The 21,001-nt window shown below is 66.4% G+C and carries 17 protein-coding genes; 5 read left to right on the forward strand and 12 right to left on the reverse strand.

All coding sequences use genetic code 11. From position 1 onward, the window contains the following. Positions 1-7: 7 nt before the first annotated feature. From LZD57_RS17545 to LZD57_RS17560, 4 genes are all read right to left on the reverse strand, one after another. On the reverse strand, positions 8-838 hold the full coding sequence (locus LZD57_RS17545; RefSeq protein ID WP_233720782.1) for a carbohydrate ABC transporter permease: 831 nt from the start codon (positions 836-838) through the stop codon (positions 8-10). Positions 839-851: 13 nt separating this feature from the next. After that, on the reverse strand, positions 852-1,724 hold the full coding sequence (locus LZD57_RS17550) for a carbohydrate ABC transporter permease (RefSeq protein WP_233720783.1): 873 nt from the start codon (positions 1,722-1,724) through the stop codon (positions 852-854). 290 nt (positions 1,725-2,014) lie between these two features. Continuing rightward, positions 2,015-3,334, reverse strand: a complete 1,320-nt coding sequence (locus tag LZD57_RS17555) for an ABC transporter substrate-binding protein (RefSeq protein ID WP_233720784.1) — start codon at positions 3,332-3,334, stop codon at positions 2,015-2,017. A 269-nt stretch (positions 3,335-3,603) separates the two neighbouring features. After that, positions 3,604-4,557, reverse strand: coding sequence for a sugar-binding transcriptional regulator (locus tag LZD57_RS17560; RefSeq protein ID WP_233720785.1), 954 nt, complete (start codon positions 4,555-4,557; stop codon positions 3,604-3,606). A 275-nt stretch (positions 4,558-4,832) separates the two neighbouring features. Between LZD57_RS17560 and LZD57_RS17565 the strand changes: the two genes are divergently transcribed. From LZD57_RS17565 to LZD57_RS17575, 3 genes are all read left to right on the forward strand, one after another. Further along, positions 4,833-6,227, forward strand: coding sequence for a circularly permuted type 2 ATP-grasp protein (locus tag LZD57_RS17565; protein ID WP_233720840.1), 1,395 nt, complete (start codon positions 4,833-4,835; stop codon positions 6,225-6,227). A gap of 3 nt (positions 6,228-6,230) precedes the next feature. Then, complete coding sequence (locus tag LZD57_RS17570; protein ID WP_233720786.1) at positions 6,231-7,184, forward strand: alpha-E domain-containing protein; 954 nt, start codon at positions 6,231-6,233, stop codon at positions 7,182-7,184. 331 nt (positions 7,185-7,515) lie between these two features. After that, complete coding sequence (locus tag LZD57_RS17575; protein ID WP_233720787.1) at positions 7,516-8,247, forward strand: proteasome-type protease; 732 nt, start codon at positions 7,516-7,518, stop codon at positions 8,245-8,247. Between the two features lie 555 nt (positions 8,248-8,802). On the opposite strand, the gene LZD57_RS17580 is transcribed toward LZD57_RS17575, so the two are convergent. Then, positions 8,803-10,140, reverse strand: a complete 1,338-nt coding sequence (locus tag LZD57_RS17580) for a L,D-transpeptidase family protein (protein ID WP_233720788.1) — start codon at positions 10,138-10,140, stop codon at positions 8,803-8,805. Positions 10,141-10,609: 469 nt separating this feature from the next. Between LZD57_RS17580 and LZD57_RS17585 the strand changes: the two genes are divergently transcribed. Beyond that, entirely contained in the window at positions 10,610-12,196 is a 1,587-nt protein-coding gene (locus tag LZD57_RS17585; protein WP_233720789.1) for a gamma-glutamyltransferase family protein, read from the forward strand. Between the two features lie 108 nt (positions 12,197-12,304). On the opposite strand, the gene LZD57_RS17590 is transcribed toward LZD57_RS17585, so the two are convergent. From LZD57_RS17590 to LZD57_RS17620, 7 genes are all read right to left on the reverse strand, one after another. Next, on the reverse strand, positions 12,305-12,838 hold the full coding sequence (locus LZD57_RS17590; RefSeq protein ID WP_233720790.1) for a DUF2380 domain-containing protein: 534 nt from the start codon (positions 12,836-12,838) through the stop codon (positions 12,305-12,307). Between the two features lie 196 nt (positions 12,839-13,034). Next, positions 13,035-14,036 (reverse strand): 4-hydroxyproline epimerase, encoded by a 1,002-nt coding sequence (locus LZD57_RS17595; protein ID WP_233720791.1) that lies wholly within the window; start codon positions 14,034-14,036, stop codon positions 13,035-13,037. Between the two features lie 14 nt (positions 14,037-14,050). Next, positions 14,051-15,304, reverse strand: coding sequence for an NAD(P)/FAD-dependent oxidoreductase (locus LZD57_RS17600; RefSeq protein ID WP_233720792.1), 1,254 nt, complete (start codon positions 15,302-15,304; stop codon positions 14,051-14,053). A gap of 21 nt (positions 15,305-15,325) precedes the next feature. Next, entirely contained in the window at positions 15,326-16,267 is a 942-nt protein-coding gene (locus LZD57_RS17605) for a dihydrodipicolinate synthase family protein (protein ID WP_233720793.1), read from the reverse strand. Positions 16,268-16,370: 103 nt separating this feature from the next. Continuing rightward, entirely contained in the window at positions 16,371-17,075 is a 705-nt protein-coding gene (locus tag LZD57_RS17610; RefSeq protein WP_233720794.1) for a GntR family transcriptional regulator, read from the reverse strand. Between the two features lie 185 nt (positions 17,076-17,260). Beyond that, positions 17,261-18,484, reverse strand: a complete 1,224-nt coding sequence (locus LZD57_RS17615; RefSeq protein WP_233720795.1) for a M24 family metallopeptidase — start codon at positions 18,482-18,484, stop codon at positions 17,261-17,263. 56 nt (positions 18,485-18,540) lie between these two features. Beyond that, a complete protein-coding gene (locus tag LZD57_RS17620; RefSeq protein ID WP_233720796.1) occupies positions 18,541-19,830 on the reverse strand; it encodes a CobW family GTP-binding protein in 1,290 nt (429 codons plus the stop codon). On the opposite strand from LZD57_RS17620, the gene LZD57_RS17625 reads away from it, so the two are divergent. Further along, positions 19,768-21,000, forward strand: coding sequence for a metal-dependent hydrolase family protein (locus tag LZD57_RS17625; RefSeq protein WP_233720797.1), 1,233 nt, complete (start codon positions 19,768-19,770; stop codon positions 20,998-21,000). The two genes, LZD57_RS17620 and LZD57_RS17625, sit on opposite strands and share 63 nt — an antisense overlap. Position 21,001: the final 1 nt, after the last annotated feature.

Raw genomic sequence — 21,001 nt, forward strand, 5'->3', positions numbered from 1 at the left:
GAATTCCTTACTTGACGGCGCCGAAGGTGAGGCCGCGCACGAGCTGCTTCTGCGAGAACCAGCCGACGATCAGGATCGGGGCGATGGCCAGCATCGAGGCGGCCGAGAGCTTGGCGTAGAAATTGCCCTGGGGGCTGGAGAACGACGCGATGAAGGCGGTCAGCGGCGCGGCGTTGGACGTCGTCAGATTGAGCGTCCAGAAGGCCTCGTTCCAAGACAGGATGACGTTGAGGAGAATCGTCGAGGCGATCCCTGGCACCGCCATCGGCGCCAGAACCTGGGTGATCTCCTTGCCGAGGCTCGCCCCGTCCATCCGCGCCGCCTCGAGGATCTCGCCGGGGATCTCCTTGAAGTAGGTGTAGAGCATCCAGACGATGATCGGCAGGTTGATGAGGAACAGGACGACGATCAGGCCGAGGCGCGAGTCGAGCAGGCCGAAGCGCACGAAGAGCAGGTAGATCGGGATGAGCACGCCGACGGCCGGCAGCATCTTCGTCGACAGCATCCACAGGAGCACGTCCTTGGTGCGCTTGGTCGGCGAGAAGGCCATCGCCCAGGCGGCGGGGATGGCGAAGATCAGCCCGAGCGCCGTCGAGCCGAGCGACAGATAGATCGAGTTCGCCATGAAGTGGAAGTAGTTCGACTGGGTCTGGATGGTCCGGTAGTTCTCCAGCGTCCAGTCGAAGCCGACGAAGACCGGCGGGATCGAGATCGCCTGCAGCTCGGTCTTGAAGGAGGTGAGGAAGGTCCACAGGATCGGGAAGAAGATCACCAGCCCGACGAACCAGGCGAGGATGGTCGTTCCGATCTTGCGACCCGTGGTGACGTTGCGTGCCATGGTCAGCCCTCCCTCAGGCGTCGAGATTCTTGCCGATGAGGCGAACGAGGAAGATCGCGACGATGTTGGCGAGGACGACGGCGACGATGCCGCCGGCGGATGCCGCGCCGATGTCGCCGTAGGACGTCGCCTGCTGCGCCACGAGATAGGTGATGTTGGTCGACTGCGAGCCCGGCCCGCCCTGGGTCGTCACCAGGATTTCGGCGTAGATCGACAGGAGGAAGATCGTCTGGATCAGGATCACCACGGTGATCGCGCGGCTCATATGCGGCAGGGTGATGTACCAGAAGATCGACAGGGCCCCCGCGCCGTCCATCTCGGCGGCCTCCTTCTGGTCCGCCGACAGCGATTGAAGGGCGGTGAGGAGGATCAGCGTCGCGAAGGGCAGCCACTGCCAGGCGACGATGATGACGATCGACAGGAGCGGCACCTCGGTCATCCAGTCGATCGGTGCGAGGCCGACCGCCTGGAGAAGCTGGCCGATGACTCCGTAGACCGGGTTCATCATCATGTTCTTCCAGACCAGCGCGGCCACCGTGGGCATGACGAAGAAGGGCGCGATCACCAGCAGCCGCACGATGTTGACGCCGTAGAATTCCTGGTCGAGCAGAAGCGCGATCAGGATGCCGCCGATCACCGTGATGGCGAGGACGCCGAGGACGAGGATCAGCGTGTTGGCGAGCGCCGCCAGGAAGGTCGGGTCGGTGAGGAAGTAGCTGTAGTTCTCGAAGCCGATGAAAGGCGTCGAGATCGGATTGTAGAGCGTGTAGTTCAGCGTCGAGAAATACAGCGTCATCGCCAGCGGCACGATCATCCAGATCAGGAGGACGATCACCGCCGGCGCCATCATCGCGCGCGCCGCGCTCTTGGTATGCAGGGTCGCCATGCCACTTGCCCGTTCTGCCGCCGCGCGCGGCGTGAAAGCGCGGATGAGAGGCGGCCGCGCATCGAATGGCGGCCGCCGGTCTGCATCTCGCCCCGCCTCCCACCCTTCAAACGGTCGATCTGCCGAAGGGCGGGGACGCAAGCGTGTCGGGAGGATGGCGATGTCGGGAACGAATTCGGGGGCCGCCGTCCAGCAGCGCCGGCGAAACTCGGCCTTCCTCCCTGAAGCTTTCGGCCGGGCGGCTCTTTGAGCGGCCGCCCGTGCCGGTGTTCGTCAGATCCCGGCCGGGGTCACTTCGGATAGCCGGCCCGGCTCATCTCGCGCTCGGCGATCGCCTGGCTCTGCTTCAGCGCCTGGTCGACCGTCGCCGAACCGGAGAGCGCCGCGGCCATCTGCTGGCCGACCGCGGTACCGATGCCCTGGAACTCCGGGATCGCCGCGAACTGCAGGCCGTAATAGGGCTTGTCGTCGGTCGGCGAGGGATCGGCATGCTGGATGGCGTTCAGGGTCGCCTCGGCGAAGGGCGCGGCTTCGGTGTATTTCGAGTTCTCGTAGAGCGAGGTGCGGGTGCCCGGAGGCACGTTCGCCCAACCTTCCTTCTCGGCGACGAGTTCGAGATATTCCTTCGAGGTCGCCCAGGAGATGAAGGTCTGCGCGGCTTCCGCCTTCTGCGAGGAGTTCGGGATCGCCAGCGACCACGCCCACAGCCAGTTGAAGCCGTCGTTCGGGCAGCCCTCGACGCCGCAGGGCGCCGGCGCGAAGCCGACCTTGTCCGGCACCTGGCTCTGCTTGGGATCGGTGACGAAGGAGGCGGCGACTGACGCGTCCATCCACATGCCGCACTTGCCCTGGCCGAAGAGCTGCAGGTTCTCGTTGAAGCCGTTCGATGCGGCGCCCGGAGGGCCGTATTTCTGCATCAGGTCGACATAGAGGGTGACGGCCTTCTTCCAGCCTTCCGACTCGAACTGGGGCTTCCAGTCGGCGTCGAAGTAATTGGCGCCGAACTCGCGGGCCATGTTGCCGAGGAAGGCCATGTTCTCGCCCCAGCCCGGCTTGCCGCGCAGGCAGATGCCGTAGATTCCGGCATCCTTGTCGGTCACCTTCTCCGCGGCCTCCGCGATGAAGTCCCAGGTCGGCTTTTCGGGCATGGTCAGCCCGGCCTTCTCGAACAGGTCCTTGCGGTAGAGCGTCAGCACGCTCTCGGCATAGAACGGCGCGGCATAGAGCTTGCCGTCGGAGGACAGGGCCGAACGGATCGCCGGGATCAGGTCGTCCATGTCGTAGCCGTCGCCCAGCCCGTCGAGCGGCTTCAGCCACTCCTGCTTGGCCCAGATCGGGACCTCGTAGGTGCCGATGGTCATGACGTCGAACTGGCCGCCGCCGGTGGCGATGTCGGTAGTGACGCGCTGGCGAAGGATGTTCTCCTCCAGCGTCACCCAGTTCACCTTGATGTCCGGATGCGCCTTTTCGAATTCGGGCGTCAGGCCCTGCATGCGGATCATGTCGGAGTTGTTGACGGTGCCGATCGTCAGCGTCGTCTGCGCCTCGGCGGACGTCGCCGCGACGGCGATCAGCGCGCAAGCGCTCGCCGTCAGCATGGAAAATCTCATGGAAGCCTCCCAGCTCTGAGATGAGCATTTGTTCAATGGCGGGGCAAAACTTCACCGTCGGCGTTCGAATGTCAATCGAATTCCATGCCGCAGTGCAGCAGCCCGAACCCTCGACGCTCTGCAGAAGGAGGGAACCAGAGCCGCCGGTCACATGCAATCCTGCGGTGCAAAAGAACCCTGGTGCGCCCGCGAAGATTTCGGCCATGCGCCGGCATGGCCCCCCGCGCCCGCGCGTTTCTCGCGAAGGACACGGATACTTTGGGAGGGGGTCAGCCCAGCAGCCGCTCGGCCGTCGCCTCGTCGGTGATCAGACCGCTGATCAGCCCGCCCGTCGCCGCGGCGCGGATCGCCGAGGTCTTGGCCGGTCCCATGGCGACGGCGACCACCTCGCCCCTGTCGGTCGACGGGATCGGCGCGCTCGCCACCCGCTCGTTGAAGCGGCAGTCGATCACCCGGCCGGACGCGTCGAACACCCAGCCGACGATCTCGCCGGCGGCGCCCTGGCGCTCGAGATCGACACGCTCCTCCGCGGTGATGAAGCCGTCGAGGACGAGCGGCGCATTGGCCGAGATCTCGCCGACGCCGACGAAGGTGACCTCGGCCCTGGCGGCGAGCTGCAGGGTCCTCTCGACCACCTTCTGCTGGTGCAGGAGCTGGCGCTCCTCCGGCGTCGAGACGACCACCGGCAGCGGCATCGGATAATGCGGCGCCTTCACCTGGTCGGCCATCGAATAGATGACGTTGTAGACCGAGGCAGAACCGTCGGGAGCGATGTTGCCGGTCAGCGAGACGATGCGGTGCTGGGTCGCCGACATCGGCGGCAGATGCTCGACGGCGGCTCTGAGGGTGCGGCCGGTGCCGACGGCGAGGATGGTCGGGACCTCGCGCTTCAGCACCCGCTCCATCTCGGCCGCGCAGGCTTCCGCGATGCCGAGCGTCGTCGAGGCCGAGGCCCGGTCGGACGGCACCACCTCGCAGAATCTGAGGCCGAAGTGTGCTTTGAGGGCTTCGGAGCGTTCCAGGCAGGCGGCGATCGGATGGTCGATGCGAACCCGTACCAGCCCGGCCGAGACCGAATGGGAGACCAGCCGCTGGGCGGCCTGGCGGGAAATGCCGAGCTTGGCGGCGATCTGGTCCTGGGTGTTGCCGGCGACGTAATAGAGCCAGCCGGCCCTTGCCGCCTCGTCGAGCCGCGTCGTCGCCTCGTCCCGCATCTTTGCCATCGCCTGCCTGTCCTCCCAACCGGGGATGTGTAATGTGGGAGGGCGGGCACTGGCAAACGGTCGTCGCGGCGACCGGCGCGGCCATCCCACGGCGAGGTCGCCGTTGCGTCACGAGCCTGCCGAAAAGCTTGGCACGACGCGTCGTTCCGGCGCCGCAGCATGCACATTCCTTCATCAGACTCATCCAATTCGATCGGACGGCTTGATTTTTAGCCGAATGGCTTTCTCTTTGATTGGAAGCGTGACGGAGGTTGCCGGTGAATTCATTCGACGAGATGCTGACAGCGAACGACGAGGTGCGGGAGCCCTACGCCCGCTTCTACGAATGGTTCAGGGAACAGGACGCGGACGCCCTCGGCGAAAAGGCCGGCGAGGCGGAAGCGTTCTTCCGGCGAACCGGCATCACCTTCAACGTCTATGGGCAGGAGGAAGCGGCCGAGCGGCTGATCCCCTTCGACCTCGTCCCCCGCATCATGGCCAAGGCCGAATGGGACAATCTCGCCGAAGGGATCGAACAGCGCGTCACCGCGCTCAACGCCTTTCTCGACGATCTCTACCACGATCAGGAGATCATCAAGGCCGGGATCGTGCCGGAACGGCTGATCACCGGCAACGAGGCGTTTCTGGAAGAGATGCGCGGCTTCCGTCCGCCCGGCGGCGTCTACACCCACATCATCGGCACCGACATCGTGCGCTGCGGCGAGAACGAGTTCTACGTTCTGGAAGACAACGCCCGGACCCCTTCCGGCGTCTCCTACATGATCGAGAACCGGGAAACGATGATGCAGATGTTTCCCGAGCTGTTCTCGCAGAACCGGGTGCGCCCGGTCGAGACCTATCCCCATCACTTGCGCCGCTCGCTGGCCGCCGTCGCGCCGCCGGCCTGCGAGGGCACGCCGACGATCGCCGTGCTGACCCCCGGCATCTACAATTCGGCCTTCTTCGAACACGCTTTCCTCGCCGACCAGATGGGGGTCGAGCTGATCGAGGGGTCGGACGTCGCCGAGATCGACGGGCGCATCCAGATGCGCACCACCGAGGGCTACAAGCCGATCGACGTGATCTATCGCCGGGTCGACGACGCCTTCCTCGATCCGAAGGTGTTCAACCCCGATTCCATGCTCGGCATCCCCGGCATCATGGAGGTCTACAAGAACGGCGGCATCACCATCGCCAACGCACCGGGCACGGGAATCTCGGACGACAAGGCGATCTACTCCTACATGCCGGAGATCGTCGAGTTCTATACCGGGGCGAAGGCCAAGCTGCAGAACGTGCCGACCTGGCGCTGCGCCGAGGACGACAGCCTGAAATACGTCCTCGACCATCTGGAAGAGCTGGTGGTCAAGGAGGTGCACGGCTCCGGCGGCTACGGCATGCTCGTCGGCCCGACCTCGACCCGCGAGGAGCGGGAGATTTTCGCCGAGAAGCTGAAGAAGCGGCCGACGAACTACATCGCCCAGCCGACCCTGGCGCTGTCCACCGTGCCGATCCTCGTCGACGGCGGGCTGGCGCCGCGCCACGTCGATCTTCGTCCCTTCGTCCTCGTCTCCGACAAGGTCCGGATCATTCCCGGCGGCCTCACCCGCGTCGCCCTCAAGGAGGGCTCCCTGGTGGTCAATTCCAGCCAGGGCGGCGGCACCAAGGACACCTGGGTTTTGAGGGACTGAGCGATGGCACTTCTCGGACGCACCGCAAACGGCCTGTTCTGGATGTTCCGCTACATCGAGCGGGCCGAAAACACCGCCCGCCTGCTCGATGCCGGCCAGCGCATCGCCCTCACCAACCTGTCCGCCGAGCCCGACGAGTGGCAGTCGGTGCTGGTCTCGGCGGGGGTGGAAGCGGCCTATGCCGCCAAGTACCAGGAATACGACCCGGACACCGTCGTCGACTTCATGCTGTGCGACCGCGACAACCCGTCCAGCGTGCGCGCCTCGCTGGAAACCGCCCGCACCAACGGGCGGATGGTGCGCACGGCGCTCAGCCGCGAGCTCTGGGAGGCGGTGAACGAAAGCTGGCTCGTCATCCAGCGACGGCTCGCCTCGCCCGTGACGGCGCGGGAACTGCCTGCCGTGATCGACCTCGTCAAGCGGCAGGGCGCGCTCATCCGTGGCACCTTCCAGACGACGATGCTGCGCAACGAGATCTTCGATTTCTGCAATCTCGGCGCCTTCATCGAACGCGCCGACAACACCGCCCGCATCCTCGACGTGAAATACTGGCTGCTGTTGCCCGAGCACAGCCAGGTGGGTTCGGCTCTCGACAACTTCCAATGGCGTTCGATCCTGAGATCCGTCTCCGCCCACCGCTCCTATGCCTGGGAGTATGACGGCGAATACCGGGCGGTGAACATCATCGACTTCCTGATGCTCAATCGCCGCATGCCCCGGTCGCTCGCCTATTGCTACACGGTGATCGAGGAGAGCCTGAAATATCTCAACCGCAACTACGAAGTCCGCCACCCGTGCTTCGAGACCGCGACCGAGATCAACCAGCGGCTTTCCGACGCGAGCGTGCGCCAGACCATCGACGGTGGCCTGCACGAGTTCATCGAGGCGTTCATTCGCGACAACAATCGCCTCGCCCAGGAGATCGGCCAGAACTACCGCTTCTATCCAACTGCCTGACGGAGCCGTGGCGGCCCTGCCGGCACGATCCCGATCCGCCCCCCGCCGCGGCGGGGAACCGTCCCATGGCCCGGTGGCGCGCGGTCGGTCGCGTCACCAAGTGCCGGTTCGTCCTCCCGGGGGTGCCGCCGGCGAGACTGCCGACCGATTCCCGATCAGCTTGCAATGGGAGGTGCCGGACGGTTGCCGCGAACTTATGACGCAGTTTCGCCGCAGATGTCGAAAAGGTTCCGGGCAAGTCCGATCGGTTAGTTGTCACCGGGCTTTTTTTGGTCGAATGATCGCCCCGAGCGGGGACGATGTTCTCTGCGGTGCGGGGCAACTGACTTCGATGACCTATTGCGTCGGGCTTCTGGTGGAACGCGGCCTGGTGTTCATGTCCGACACGCGGACGAATGCCGGCCTCGACAACATTTCCGTCGTTTCGAAAATGAAGACCTGGGAGGTGCCCGGCGAGCGGTTCCTGTGCCTGCTCTCGGCCGGCAATCTGGCGACGACCCAGGCGACCGTGTCCCTGCTCGACGAGCGCAAGCTGGCGCCGGCCGAGCGGCAGCCGAGCATCCTCACCCAGCCGTCGATGTTCCAGACGGCGACCCTGATCGGCGAGACGGTCAAGGAAGTGATCTCCGGCAGCGCTCAGGGCGGCCAGAGCGCCGACGCCGTGTTCTCCGCCTCCTTCATCCTCGGCGGCCAGATCAAGGGCGGGCGCCCGCGCCTGTTCATGATCTATCCGGAAGGCAACTTCATCGAGGCGGGCCGCGACAATCCGTTCTTCCAGATCGGCGAGCACAAATACGGCCGGCCGATCATCATCCGGACCTACGAGCCGGAGATGTCGCTCGAGGACTGCGCCAAGCTGCTGCTCGTCTCCTTCGATTCGACCATCAAGTCGAACCTGTCCGTCGGCCTGCCGATCGACATGCAGTTCTACGAGAAGGACAGTTTCGTCAAAGGCTATCGCCGGCGCTTCGATGCCAAGGACGAATACTACCGGACGGTCTCGGACGGCTGGTCCGACGCGCTGAAGAGCGCCTTCGACGCCCTGCCCGCCTTCGAGCGGTGACGTACGCGCCGCTCTGAATTCGTCACGCATCCGTGGCCTTTGCGACGAAGACCGCGTGGCTCCCGATTTGCCGTTCAGGTTGAAATCGCATATATTGCAGGAGCGGAGACCGGAGCGTGAACTCCGGCCTCCTTTGCTTAGGTGATGATTTGGACCCGGATTTCCAGCTCCCAGCCGGTCCGGGTCCTCTTCACTCTAAGCACGACGGTCCATGGAATCATCCACATCTCCGTCACTCCTTCGAGGGCAAAGCCGTTGCCTCGGCCGCGGTGGCTCATCCTCCGCGGTCCGCGGGCTGGGACGCGGCGCTGCTTCTGCCCTCGCTACATTGGTATTCTCCGCCTTGAAGTTGCACAAGATGACGGATGAAACCGTCAGGCCGAACATGCCCGCCGTGTTTCCGAGATTGCCGGGCAGTTTTCCCGCTGTCATCGCGCGTCTCTGTAGCAACGCGTCGGCAAGACCCCTTCCGTTCATTTCAACGACGTGAAAAAGGCGCCCGCGGTGTCCCGCGAGCGCCTTCCGACGTGATGGCGATGGCTCGGCCGTTCGACCTTACTGGTAGATGTCGTCGCCTTGCGCGTAAGGGTTCTGCTCGCCGCCACTGTAGGCGGTCGCGGTCAGTTCGCTCATCGCCAGCTGTTCGGCACCGTCGCGGTGATAGATGTCGTCGCGGAACTGCACGACGTTCGGATCGGTGGCCCAGGCGGTGACGTAGGTGAAATAGACCGGCACCGGATTGGTGAGGTCGATGTCCTGGCGCTGGCGCGAGGCGATCACCTGCTCGATGTGCTGACGGTCCCAGGTGGGCTCGTCGCGGGCGAGCCAGACGATCAGGTCGCGGACGTTCTGCACGCGCACGCAACCCGACGAGTCGAAGCGCATCAGGTTCGAGAACAGGCCCTGCTGCGGCGTATCGTGCATGTAGACCGCGTAGGGGTTCGGGAAGTTGATCTTCACCGAGGCCATGGCGTTGTTCTTGCCCGGATCCTGGCGGAACAGATATTTCACCGCTTCGTCGGTGTTCCAGTCGATCGACTGCGGCGGGATCTCGTTGCCGTTGCCGTCGTAGATGTGGATGTTCGACTGTTCGAGATATTGCGGGTTCTTGCGCATCAGCGGAATAATGTCCTTGCGGACGATCGACGCCGGCGCGTGCCAGTAGGGATTGAGGTTCAGATTGGTGATCTTGGATTCGAGCAGCGGCGACTGGCGGTCGACCTTGCCGACGATGGCGGTGTGGCGCTGGACGACCTGACCGTTCTCGACGGCCTCCACCGAGGCGGCCGGAATGTTCACCATGACGAAGCGCTGGCCGAGGTCCTTGCCCACCATATCCTGCAGGCGGGCGACGTTGGTGATCAGCTGGTTGAGACGCAGCTGCGCCGGAACGTTGAGCGCCTTGTAGGTGGTTTCGCCGACGACGCCGTCCGCCGGCAGGCCGTGGCGGGCCTGGAAGCGCTTCACCGCCGCGTCGACATAGGTGTCGAAGACCGTCGAGGAGCCGGCCGAAGCCGCGAGATCACCGGCAATGGCGAGACGCCGGCGCAACAGCGGGACGGCAGCGGATTCCGCGCCGATCCGCAGCTTCTCGTTCGCCGGCAGTTCGGGCCAGCCGCCCGAGGCGACGATGCCCTGATAAGCGCCGACGGCGTTCTGGGTCGAGACCAGCGCCGCATTCGAGAAGATCGGCGTGTTGGAGGCGACCTGCCGGGCGTTCGAGCCGCGGGTGTCGAACTGATCGTCCCAATTGCCGCGGGTGGGCGCGTTGAGAATGTCGACCAGCGCATTCTGGGCGAACGCCGCACCGGGCGCCAAGCCGGCTCCGGCCGCGGCCGCCCCCAGAAGAAACTGCCTGCGCGTCGAAGAAGAACGCCTGCGATCGATCGTCATTCATGCCCCCGTTTCTCGTCAAGATGGCCGTCGAAGCCTGCACGAAGCCTGCGATGTGGCATCCGCTCTGCCGCCAGCCGTGCGCCGCGCAAGACGCGATCGATGGCCAAGGCCCGACACCTGCCGATCGCGCGACTTCGACGTCAGGCTTCGACAGCATCGCCGTCGCGTGAGCCGCCGCGAACCGGTACCCGCTCCGCTCGACGCCCGACCCAATCTCAAAAGGCTTCCACCCTCCACTACGGTAAAGCTTCGCAATATGGCCAAAGCGTGAAGGCGCGGCCGAAGATGCTGCATTCGCGAACAATCTGGCGTGAAATCCGGGTCTATCGTTCTCCCAAAGGCTTGGCCGGCCCCGGAGGCCGGCGCTTCGTCGTCATTGCGGCGGATCGGGCTATTGCCGGTGTACCTCTTCCCACGATTGGCGCTATGGCTGCCGGATGCGATCGGCTGGTAAGGAGAAACGAACATGCTTCACGGCGCCCGGGGATTGAACGGCTGCATGAGCGCGCCCCACACTGCGGCGGCGCTCGCCGGCCAGGCGATCCTCGCAAAAGGTGGGAGCGCCATCGAGGCGATGGTCGCCGCGGCCGCCACCATTGCGGTCGTCTATCCGCACATGAACGGCATCGGCGGCGACGGGTTCTGGATCGTCCACCGACCGGGCGAAAGGCCGGTCGGCATCTCCGGCTGCGGCCGGGCGGCGGCACTGGCGACGCCGGAATGGTACGCGGCCCGCGACCACCACGAGGCGATGCCGACCCGCGGCGCCCATGCGGCGCTGACCGTGCCCGGCACGATCTCCGGCTGGCAGAAGGCGCTCGACCTCGTCGATCCGGCCCGCAGGCTTCCGCTGGAAGCCCTGCTCGAAGCCGCGATCGCCTATGCCGAGAACGGCATGGTGGTGACCGGCAACCAGGCGGACACGACGGCGGCGAAGCTCGCCGGGCTGAAGGACGTGCCGGGCTTCGCCGAGACCTTCCTGATCGACGGCAGGGCGCCCAAAGCGGGCGAGATCCTGAAACAGCCGGCTCTCGCAGGAACGCTGCGGAGCCTCGCCGGCGAAGGCCTCGACGCCTATTATCGCGGGGACATCGCAAAGGCTCATGCCGCCTTCCTCGAAGCCGCCGGCTCGCCGCTGCGCCGCGAGGATTTCGACGGGTTCACGGCCGAGACCGTCGAGCCGCTGTCGGTTAAAATTTCCGCCGGCCGGCTGTTCAACATGGTGCCGCCGACGCAGGGTGTCTCGTCCCTGATGATCCTCGCCCTCTTCGACCGGTTGGGCGTTACCGAGGCCGAGGGCTTCGCGCATCTGCACGGCCTGATCGAGGCGACCAAGCAGGCCTTCATCCTGAGGAATGCCGAACTCGGCGACCCGGACTTCATGGCGCGGCCGGCGGTGGACTGGCTGAGCGAGGCGACCCTCTCCGAACTCGCCGGCGAGATCGACGCCGACACCGCCCTGCCCTGGCCGCATGTGGCCAAAGCCGGCGACACGATCTGGATGGGGGCGGCCGACCGGGACGGCACGGTGGTGAGCTTCATCCAGAGCGTCTTCTGGGAGTTCGGCTCGGGGCTGACCTGCCCCGACACCGGCGTGTTCTTCCAGAACCGCGGAGCCGGCTTCTCGCTGCAGCCGGGCCCGAACCAGCTCGGTCCGCGCCGCCGGCCCTTCCACACGCTGAACCCCGCCTTGGCGGAGCTCTCAGACGGCCGGGTGATGGCCTATGGCACGATGGGCGGCGAGGGCCAGCCGCAGACGCAGGCCGCGGTGTTCTCCCGCTATGCTCTGTTCGGCGAGGACCTGCAGCAGGCGGTGACGGCGCCGCGCTGGCTGCTCGGCAAGACCTGGGGCGACGCGACGACGACGCTGAAGCTCGAGGATCGCTTCGACCCCGCCCTCGTCGCGGCGTTGAAGGCCGCCGGCCACGAGACCGAGATCATCCCCGCCTTTTCCGACCTCGCGGGCCATGCCGGCGCCGTGGTGCGCCATGCATCCGGCGTCCTCGAAGGGGCGAGCGACCCGCGCGCCGACGGCGCCGCGCTGGCGTTCTGACCAGCGTCGGCGCCCCCTTTCCGCATCGTCCCGCGGCCGGGCGCGACGCCGGTGGCGCGACCACGGGTCGATCGGCGGGCAGACGCGCCTGCGTCCCGCCCTCGGGCCTCAATGTTCTTCGGGTTTCGCCGAGCCGACGGAGCGCACGATCTCTCTGGCGCTGAACTTCGCGGCGCGGACGAAGGCCTCGTCGTCGTCACCGCGAAAGGAGATGAGGCGCTCGAAGACGAACTTGTTCCGGGCCACGTCGAGAACCACGATCCGGCCACCGCCGACGAGCGTGCTCATCTTGTGGACGCCTCCGAAGACCAGGTAGTCGAGGCCCGCGGCCCGGCATTCCGCCAGGAGATCGGCGGCGCGCATCGTCGAGATGGTGCAGTTGCGGGCCATGCAGGGGATGGTCGCGGTATCGAGGGCATCCGTCTTTGCGAGGTCGGCGTCGAGCGTCTCGCGAAACAGCGACAGGCGGGCGGCATGTTCGGCCGTCTGGTCTTCCGGTTCTCCGGACGAGTCGGAATAGTCGAACGCGAGGACGGCGACCTTCTGTGTTCCGCCCGCCGCCGGAGCGCTCGTCGGGAGGATGCTGGCCCCCGCCATCAACAGGGATGCAAGCGCGGCTCTGAGCTGTTTTGCCGGTGTCACGGTTTCCTCCCGATCACGATTTCCTCCCGATGCAGATAAGGTTCGTCGATCCCGTGCGAACCCCGCTGCGCGGGCCCGCACTCGTCGAGCCCCTGACCGGTCGTTTCCCGCCGTCTGCAACGATAGGCCTGCGTCTGGCCGGTCGCATCGCTGCCGTGTGCCGAAACCGCGCGGCAACGCCGTCGTCCAGGCGGCGTCAGACGACCTGGAAGCCGAGGGCGAAGGGGTCGCGATCGTCGACGAAAATGGTGTTGAGCCCGGTCATCCGCGCCCAGCCGGCGATGGACGGCACGACGGCATCGCGGTCGCCGACCTTCGTTCCGGATTCGACGCGGCCCTTGAAGAGCGAGCCGATGATCGATTCATGGACGAATTCGTCCCCCGGCTTCAGCTTGCCCTTCGCCGCCCATTGGGCGATCCGTGCCGAGGTTCCCGTGCCGCAGGGCGAGCGATCGATCGCCTTGTCGCCGTAGAAGACCGCGTTGCGCGCCGTGGCCCCGGGGACGGTCGGCGCGCCGGTCCACAGAATGTGCGAGAGGCCGGAGATCTCCGGCTTTTCCGGATGGACGAAGCGGTAGCGCTCGTTCAGCGCCCGGCGCAGCTGGCCGGACATCGCGACGAGCGCGCCGGCCGTGAAGTCCGCCATGTCGCGGAAGTTTTCCTGCGGATCGACGATGGCGTAGAAATTTCCGCCATAGGCGACGTCGACCTCGAGCCTGCCGAGAGCGTCGCTCTCGACCTCCAGTTTCTGCGAATGCAGGAAGGCGGGCACGTTGACGAGGCGCACTTCCTCGACATGCGCGCCCTCCTGGCGATAGGTCGCGACGACGACGCCCGCCGGCGTGTCGAGCCGCAGGATGCCGGGCTCGCGCGGCGTGACTAGCCCGTGCTCGATGGCCATCGTCACCGTGCCGATCGTGCCGTGGCCGCACATCGGCAGGCAGCCGGAGGTCTCGATGAAGAGGATCGCGACGTCGCAATCGGCGCGCGTCGGCGGATAGAGGATCGATCCCGACATCATGTCGTGGCCGCGCGGCTCGAACATCAGCGCAGTCCGGATCCAGTCGAATTCGGCGAGGAAATGCGCGCGCTTCTCGATCATCGTCGCGCCCGAAAGGTTCGGCCCGCCGCCGGCGACGAGGCGGACCGGATTGCCGCAGGTGTGACCGTCGATGCAGAAGAAGGAGTGGCGGGCCATGGGATCGGATCCTGTCAGAAGCGGCTCGGGCGAAACGGCGAAAGGTCTATGGCCGGCGGACGGTCGGTCACGAGGTCGGCGACGAGACGGGCGGTCGCCGCCGATTGGGTGAGGCCGAGATGGCCGTGGCCGAAGGCGTAAACGACGCGCGGGCTGGCCGTGGAGCGGCCGATGACGGGGAGCGAATCCGGCAGCGAGGGGCGAAACCCCATCCACTGCCGCCCGCCCTCGGTCCTCAGGCCGGGAAGGAAGCTCTTCGCCTTGCCGAGCATCGCCTCGGACCGCTTGAAGTTCGCCGGCAGATCGAGCCCGGCGAACTCCACGGCGCCGCCGACCCGGATGCCCGAGGACAGCCGCGAGACGACGAAGCCGTGACCGCCGAAGGTGAGCTGGCGCTTCAGGTCGAAGGCATCGGCCGGCAGCGTCGTGTTGTAGCCGCGCTCGGTGTCCAGCGGAATGCGGTCGCCGAGCATGGCGGCGAGCGGCTTCGACCAGGCGCCGGCTGCGACGACGGCGTGGCGGGCGCGTAGGCTCGTTCCGTCCGCCAGAGCGACCGTCACCCCGTGTTCATCGGCTTCGATGCCGCGCACCTCACCCTGCCGTCGCTGGGCACCGGCGGCGGCACTCTGCCAGAGCGCACAGGCATAGTCGTAGGGGTCGGAGACCGACTGCCATCCCGGCACGAAGGTCGCGTGGGTGAAGCGGGGCGACAGGCCCGGCTGGTACGCGGCGATGGCTTCGCCGGAGAGATGGTGGAACTCGATCCCCTCGCGCTCCCGCGCGGCCCAGCTCGCAAGCGACGCATCGCGCTCGCGGGCGGATTCGTAGAGTTCGAGATTGCCGTCGGAGCGCAGGAGCGACTGTAGACCCGCCGCCGCGATCAGCCGGTGGGTCTCGCCACGGGCAAGACGCATCAGCTCGGCCTGGGCGCGGGTGGAATGGCGGCAGGACTCGGCGGAACTCGCGCGCCAGAACCGCCAGAGCCACGGCGCGATCTTCGGCAGATAGGCGGGGCGAACGCTCAAGGGGCCGAGCGGATCGGCGAGCCAGCGGGGGGCCCGCCGCATGATCCCCGGAGAGGCCAGCGGAAGGATGTCGGAAAAGGCGAAGGCGCCGGCATTGCCGAAGCTGGCGCCCCTGGCGATCTCGCCGCGCTCGACCAGGACGACGCTCGTCCCCCTCTCCGCCAGCACATGGGCGGAGCAAATGCCGACGATGCCGCCCCCGATGATGACGGTCTCGGCATCGAGATCGCGTGTCGTCGTCATCGACCTGCCTCTTGCGACGCGTCAGGCGGCCCTGCCCGACCAATCGGCATACCAGGCCTTGAACAAAGCGTATTGCGCCTCGGCGAAAGCCTTCTGCGCAGGGCTCAGTTCGTCGGTCTCGTTGAAGTGCAGCCGATATTCCTCGTCGCCGTTCAACACCATCAGATGCTTGTAGTACAGAACGAGATCGGCGCCCTCGTCGAAGCGCGACAGGACCATCAGCGCCTCGTCCAGCTCCTGGGCCTGCCGGCGCGCCAGGGCGTCGCCTGCGGCGGCCTTCTCGCAGAGCGAGACGAGCTGGAGAACCGCCTGCGGCAGCGCGTTGCCGATGCCGGTGATGGCGCCGCGCGCGCCGCAGCGGACGTAGCCGTGAGAGACGTTGGTGTCGACGCCGACCATCAAGGTCAGGGCGTCGTCTCCGGAGGTGATGGTCTCGGCGGCATAGGACAGATCCTTGGCGCCGCCGAACTCCTTGAAGCCGACGAGGTTCGCATGGGCGCGGCGCAGCTCGAAGAAGAGATCGGCGCGCGTCGCGAAGCCGTAATAGGGGCTGTTGTAGATCACCGCGGGCAGGTCCCCGCCGGCGTCGAGCACGGCCGAGAAATGCGCCCGCTGGGCGGCGGGCGAGGTGCCGCGCGACAGGACGCGCGGAATGACCATCAGGCCCTTGGCGCCGACGCTCGCGGCATGCGCGGCATGCGCGGCGGCGACTTTGGTGTTGACCGCGCCTGTCCCGACGACGGTGGGCACCCCCGCTTCGACCAGATGCCGCACGCCCTCCATGCGCTGCTCGTCGGTCAGGAGCGGCCAGTCGCCCATCGAGCCGCAATAGACGACGGCGTTCATGCCGAGATCGACGAGTTCGCGTCCCTTGCGGGCGAGCGCTTGGAAATCGGGCGAGCGATCGGGCCTGCACGGCGTCATCAGGGCCGGGATGACACCTTGAAATACGTTCGATGACATGGGGGCACTCCTTGGCCGGTGCACGGGACGCCGTGCCGTGCGGACATTCTATCGTTCATGCATATTATTTGTCGACATAAAATATGCGCATACCGAGAGGAGGTCAAAGGACCGGATGCTGGCGGTTGTCCGTCGCGAAAAGCCGCTGGATCTGCCCGACGATCTGGTCGGCATGGACGCGGGCGAGCCGGTCCGCCGCCTCGACGTCGCGCCGGGCGATGGCGTCGATGATCTCTTCATGCTCGTGGACGTACTGTTCGGGCAATCGGTCGTCGAACGACTGATAATAAAGCCGCAAGAGACGGCGCCCGTCGTCGAGCAGCCGGACCATCAGCGAGTGGTAGTATGGGTTGCGCCCGGCCTTGGCGATGGCGGCGTGGAACTCGCGGTTGACCGCGATCATGCCGAGCGCATCCTGGGCGGCGACGGTCTGCGCATATGTCGCCTGAAGGGCGCGGATGCGATCGAGATCGGCGGCGCTGCGGTTCTCCGCGGCCAGCCGCGTCGTCACCCGGTACATCAGGGTGATCGCGTCGAAGAAGGTGTTGAGATTGAGGACGTCGATGTTCGAGACCATCGTCGAGCGATTGGGCAGCGTCTCGACCAGCCCCTCGCCCGCGAGCCGCACCAGCGCCTCCCGGATCGGCGTGCGGGACATGCCGAAGCGTTCGGCCAGTTGAACCTCGTCGACGGGGCTGCCGGGCGGCAGGGCCAGTTCGAGAATCTCGTCCCGCAGGATGTCGTAGACCCTCTTGACGCCCGAGCCGCGCTTGCGCTCTGCCGGGCGATTGCCGTCCCTGTCTTCCATGAGCCCTCCTGACGGGATCCCGAGCGATCACCACCTGCGCGTTACATGCCGGCTTCGTGACATGACAGCGAATTCTTCGCCGCGGCGTCAAGACGAAGACGCGACGGCCGCTCCGACCGTGCTTCGCGCCCCGGAAGGGGCGCGAAGCGGAAGCGAAGGAATGGTCCGAACGAAGCGGGAGCTGCTCAGGCCTCGTAGCCGAACGGATCGTCGACGCTATGGCTCGGCGTCGTGAACCAGCGGACCCCGTCTTCGGCCATGTAGGCGCAGTCCTCGAGACGGATGCCGAACTCCCCGTAGATGCAGATCATCGGCTCGATCGAGAAGCACATTCCGACTTCCAGCGGCCGCTTGTTGTTCTTGACGATGTAGCTCTCTTCGTGGACCTCGATCCCGATGCCGTGGCCGGTGCGGTGCGGCAGGCCGGGGGTCTTGTAGTCCTTCTCGAAGCCGGGAGCGGCCTCGATCAGGCCGCGAGCGCCGGCATCCACCGCCTCGCAGGGCGCGCCCAACCGGGCAGCGGCGAAGCCCGCGAGCTGCGCGGCCTTCTCCAGCTCCCAGACTTCGCGCTGGCGCGGGTTCGCATTGCCGAAGACGTAGGTCCGGGTCATGTCGGACCGGTAGTCGCCGAGGAAGCAACCGATATCCAGGAGAACCATGTCGCCGTCCTGCAGGGACTGCGGATAGTCGACGCCGTGCGGATAGGCCGTGGCCTCGCCGAACAGGACGATCGGTCGGCCCGCCTGCGGCGCCTTGCCGCCGAGCCGGCGGAAGGCTTCGAGAATGAACTCCTCGACCTCCACCGTGCCGATCCCCTCGCGCATGATGCGCGCCGCGGCCTTGTGGACTTCCAGCGTGATCTCGTTGGAGCGCTGCAAGAGGGCGATCTCGCGCGGCGTCTTGACCGAACGACAGGCGCCGGTGATCGCGGCGCCGTTCACCAGTTCGTAGCGGTTGCCCGACCGGCGCAGGCCGTCGACGTTGAAGAAGGGGGCGTTGGGGTCGATGGCCAGCCGGCCGGCCGCGATGCCGAGGCTTTCGACGGTGTCGATGACCAGCGCGCTCGGATCCTCGTGCTCGTCCCAGACCCGGATGTCGCCGTCGATCTTGAGCATCGAGCGGGTCTTCGGTTCCTCGAAGGCGGGGCTGAGATAGACCAGCGGCCCGTCGGCGGGCAGGATGGCGCCGTGCAGGCGCTCCGTCAGCTTCAGGTTGAGGCCGGTGAAGTAGTTGAGGTTCACCGTCGTATCGAGATAGAGGGCGTCGATCTTCTGCTCGCGCATCAGCGCGCGGGCCTTGTCCAGCCTCGCCTCGCGGTCGGCATCGTCGATGAACGCGACGCCGCCGGACATGTCCTGCATCTTCGCCAGTTCCTGCTCGGGCGTCGATCCGCCCACACCGATGGTCATCCTGGATAGTCCTCGTTCGATGGATTGTCTGGGGTTCGCTCTGGCCGGGAGAGGTTTCAGTTCCCGGATTTCTCCAGCCGGCAGGCGTCGAGCGCGGCCTTGAAGGCGGCACCGTCCATCTGCCCGCTGAGGCCGATGGCGACGAACGCGCTTTCGGCCATTTCGACCGCCTCGATCGCGGTCATCTGCGCTCGCTTGCCGACCTGCTGGAATTCGAAGGACCGTTCCTCGCCGCTTTCGCCGCGCACGCGCAGCACCCCCTTGGCGCGCAGCAGGCCGCCGCCGATCCGCTTCAGGGCCGGCCGCAGCAGCTTTTCGTCCAACGGATCGTCGCTCCGCCACGACCACGACGAGAAGTCCTTCGTGTGCGATTCGGTCGGGTGGGCTCCGTCGCAGCCGCAGTCCGGCCCATGAACGTGATCGTGGCTTCCATGAGAGTGGCTTCGATGATCGTGGCCCCCGCCGCTTTCCGTCGCGGGGCGCTCGCCGCGCGCAGGGCCGAGCAGGACCTCGATCGGGACGTCGCCGTGCCGGCAGGGGACGATCCGCAGATGCGGCGTGAGCCCGCTGAGCTGGGTTCGCAACCGCTCTTGCTCGTTTTCGGAGACGAGGTCGACCTTGTTCAGGATGAGCAGGTCGGCGCCGACGATCTGGTCGATCGCCAGTTCCGTCGTCGCATAGTCGAGTTCGGGGAACGCGGCGGCGTCGACGATGCAGAAGATGCCGTCGAGCGTGACGAGACCTTCGAGCTCTTCCGAGATCATCGTGTCCGCGAGCGGCAGCGAGCGGGAGACGCCGCTGGCTTCGACGACGATGCGGTCGAGATCGGGCCGCGAGGCGATCAGCTCCCGCACCGCCGTCACCAGTTCGGACTGGATCGTGCAGCACACGCAGCCATTGCTGAGCGTGACGCTGTTGGCGGAACCCTCGACGATCAGCGCCGCATCGATGTTGATCTCGCCGAAATCGTTGACCAGCACGCCGATACGCTGACCGCGCGGATTGGCCAGGATTTCGCGCACGAGGGTCGTCTTCCCCGCCCCGAGGAAACCGGTGAGAACGGTCGCAGGCAATGGGTGTCGATCGGCGCTCACAACTTCTGCCTTTCTTTTGCGCAGTGCAAAATTGCAATGCAGCTCGGCTCTTGCTTTGCATATTATCTGTATGCATAATCGATGCAAGGTGCCATCGGAGCCGGGCGAATTCCCCGACCGATGGAAGATTTCTGCCCGGGTGCCCGGCGCCGTCACTCGTCCGGGCTCGTGGCTTCGAGGAGGCGTGGCTTGGCCAAGACGCTGTTTCAGAACTTCGCGATGCTCGATCCCGAGCAGGACGAGATCCGCCACGGTCACTCGCTCCTGGTCGAAGGCGGCAGGATCCGCGAAGTTCGCGAAGGCGAGATCGGCGCCAACGGCGCCGACGTGATCGATTGCGGCGGCGCGACGCTCATGCCCGGCCTCATCGACAGCCACGTTCACGTGGTGCTGAGCGAAGTCTTCATCCGCAACATGGAGAGCACGCCGATCACCCTGATGACGGCGAACGCCATGGCCGAGATGCGGGCGATGCTCGGCCGCGGCTTCACCACCGTGCGCGACACCGGCGGCGCCGACTGGGGCCTTCGCCAGGGCGTGGAGCAGGGCCTCATCGCCGGGCCGCGGCTGTTCATTTCCGGCCGCGCCATCGGGCCCACCGGCGGCCACAGCGACGCCAGGCGCCGCACCGACACCGCGATCGGCTGTCCGTGCTGCGACGCCATGTCCTTCGCCATGGGCATCGCGGACGGCGAGGCGGAAGTGCGCCGGGCGGTGCGCGAGGAGATGCGCCAGGGCTGCGACCACATCAAGATCATGATGTCGGGCGGCGTCGCCTCGCCCTACGACCCGCTTCATTCCCTGCAGTATTCCGAGCGTGAGGTCCGGGCGGCGGTCGAGGAGGCGACGGCCTTCGGCCGCTACGTCACCGCGCACGCCTATACGCCGCAGGCCATCACCCGGGCCGCCCGGAACGGCGTTCGCTGCATCGAGCACGGCAATCTGATCGACGAGCCCTCCGCCGCCCTGATGGCCGAGAAGGGCATGTTCATGGTGGCCAATCTCGTCGCCTATTACGCCATGAAGGAGCGCGCCTCCGATTTCGGCATGTCCGCGGACATGCTGGAAAAGAACGACGTGGTCATCGAGGGTGGCCTGCGGTCCCTGGAGATCTGCAAACGCGCCGGCGTGCCGGTGGCCTACGGATCGGACCTTCTGGGGGCCCTGCGCATCGACCAGAGCCGCGAATTCACCATCCGCTCGCAGGTGCTGCCGGCGATCGACATCATCCGCTCGGCCACCACGGTCGGCGCGCAGATCCTGCGCAAGGAAGGCGAACTCGGCTGCCTGCGCGAGGGCGCCCTGGCCGACCTCATCGTGGTGGATGGCAATCCGCTGCAGAACCTCGAACTCCTCGCGGGGCAGGGTCGCCATCTCAAGGCGATCATGAAGGACGGCGTCTTCCACAAATGCGCCCTTTGAC

It is taken from the genome of Jiella avicenniae (genome assembly GCF_021390325.1).
Lineage (GTDB): Bacteria > Pseudomonadota > Alphaproteobacteria > Rhizobiales > Rhizobiaceae > Jiella > Jiella avicenniae.

What these genes read in the sequence shown, in the direction of transcription:
- LZD57_RS17545 (WP_233720782.1), bottom strand. Translation starts at nt 838, where the DNA reads ATGGCACGCAACGTCACCACGGGTCGCAAGATCGGAACGACCATCCTC.
- LZD57_RS17550 (WP_233720783.1), bottom strand. Translation starts at nt 1,724, where the DNA reads ATGGCGACCCTGCATACCAAGAGCGCGGCGCGCGCGATGATGGCGCCG.
- LZD57_RS17555 (WP_233720784.1), bottom strand. Translation starts at nt 3,334, where the DNA reads ATGAGATTTTCCATGCTGACGGCGAGCGCTTGCGCGCTGATCGCCGTC.
- LZD57_RS17560 (WP_233720785.1), bottom strand. Translation starts at nt 4,557, where the DNA reads ATGGCAAAGATGCGGGACGAGGCGACGACGCGGCTCGACGAGGCGGCA.
- LZD57_RS17565 (WP_233720840.1), top strand. Translation starts at nt 4,833, where the DNA reads ATGCTGACAGCGAACGACGAGGTGCGGGAGCCCTACGCCCGCTTCTAC.
- LZD57_RS17570 (WP_233720786.1), top strand. Translation starts at nt 6,231, where the DNA reads ATGGCACTTCTCGGACGCACCGCAAACGGCCTGTTCTGGATGTTCCGC.
- LZD57_RS17575 (WP_233720787.1), top strand. Translation starts at nt 7,516, where the DNA reads ATGACCTATTGCGTCGGGCTTCTGGTGGAACGCGGCCTGGTGTTCATG.
- LZD57_RS17580 (WP_233720788.1), bottom strand. Translation starts at nt 10,140, where the DNA reads ATGACGATCGATCGCAGGCGTTCTTCTTCGACGCGCAGGCAGTTTCTT.
- LZD57_RS17585 (WP_233720789.1), top strand. Translation starts at nt 10,610, where the DNA reads ATGCTTCACGGCGCCCGGGGATTGAACGGCTGCATGAGCGCGCCCCAC.
- LZD57_RS17595 (WP_233720791.1), bottom strand. Translation starts at nt 14,036, where the DNA reads ATGGCCCGCCACTCCTTCTTCTGCATCGACGGTCACACCTGCGGCAAT.
- LZD57_RS17600 (WP_233720792.1), bottom strand. Translation starts at nt 15,304, where the DNA reads ATGACGACGACACGCGATCTCGATGCCGAGACCGTCATCATCGGGGGC.
- LZD57_RS17605 (WP_233720793.1), bottom strand. Translation starts at nt 16,267, where the DNA reads ATGTCATCGAACGTATTTCAAGGTGTCATCCCGGCCCTGATGACGCCG.
- LZD57_RS17610 (WP_233720794.1), bottom strand. Translation starts at nt 17,075, where the DNA reads ATGGAAGACAGGGACGGCAATCGCCCGGCAGAGCGCAAGCGCGGCTCG.
- LZD57_RS17615 (WP_233720795.1), bottom strand. Translation starts at nt 18,484, where the DNA reads ATGACCATCGGTGTGGGCGGATCGACGCCCGAGCAGGAACTGGCGAAG.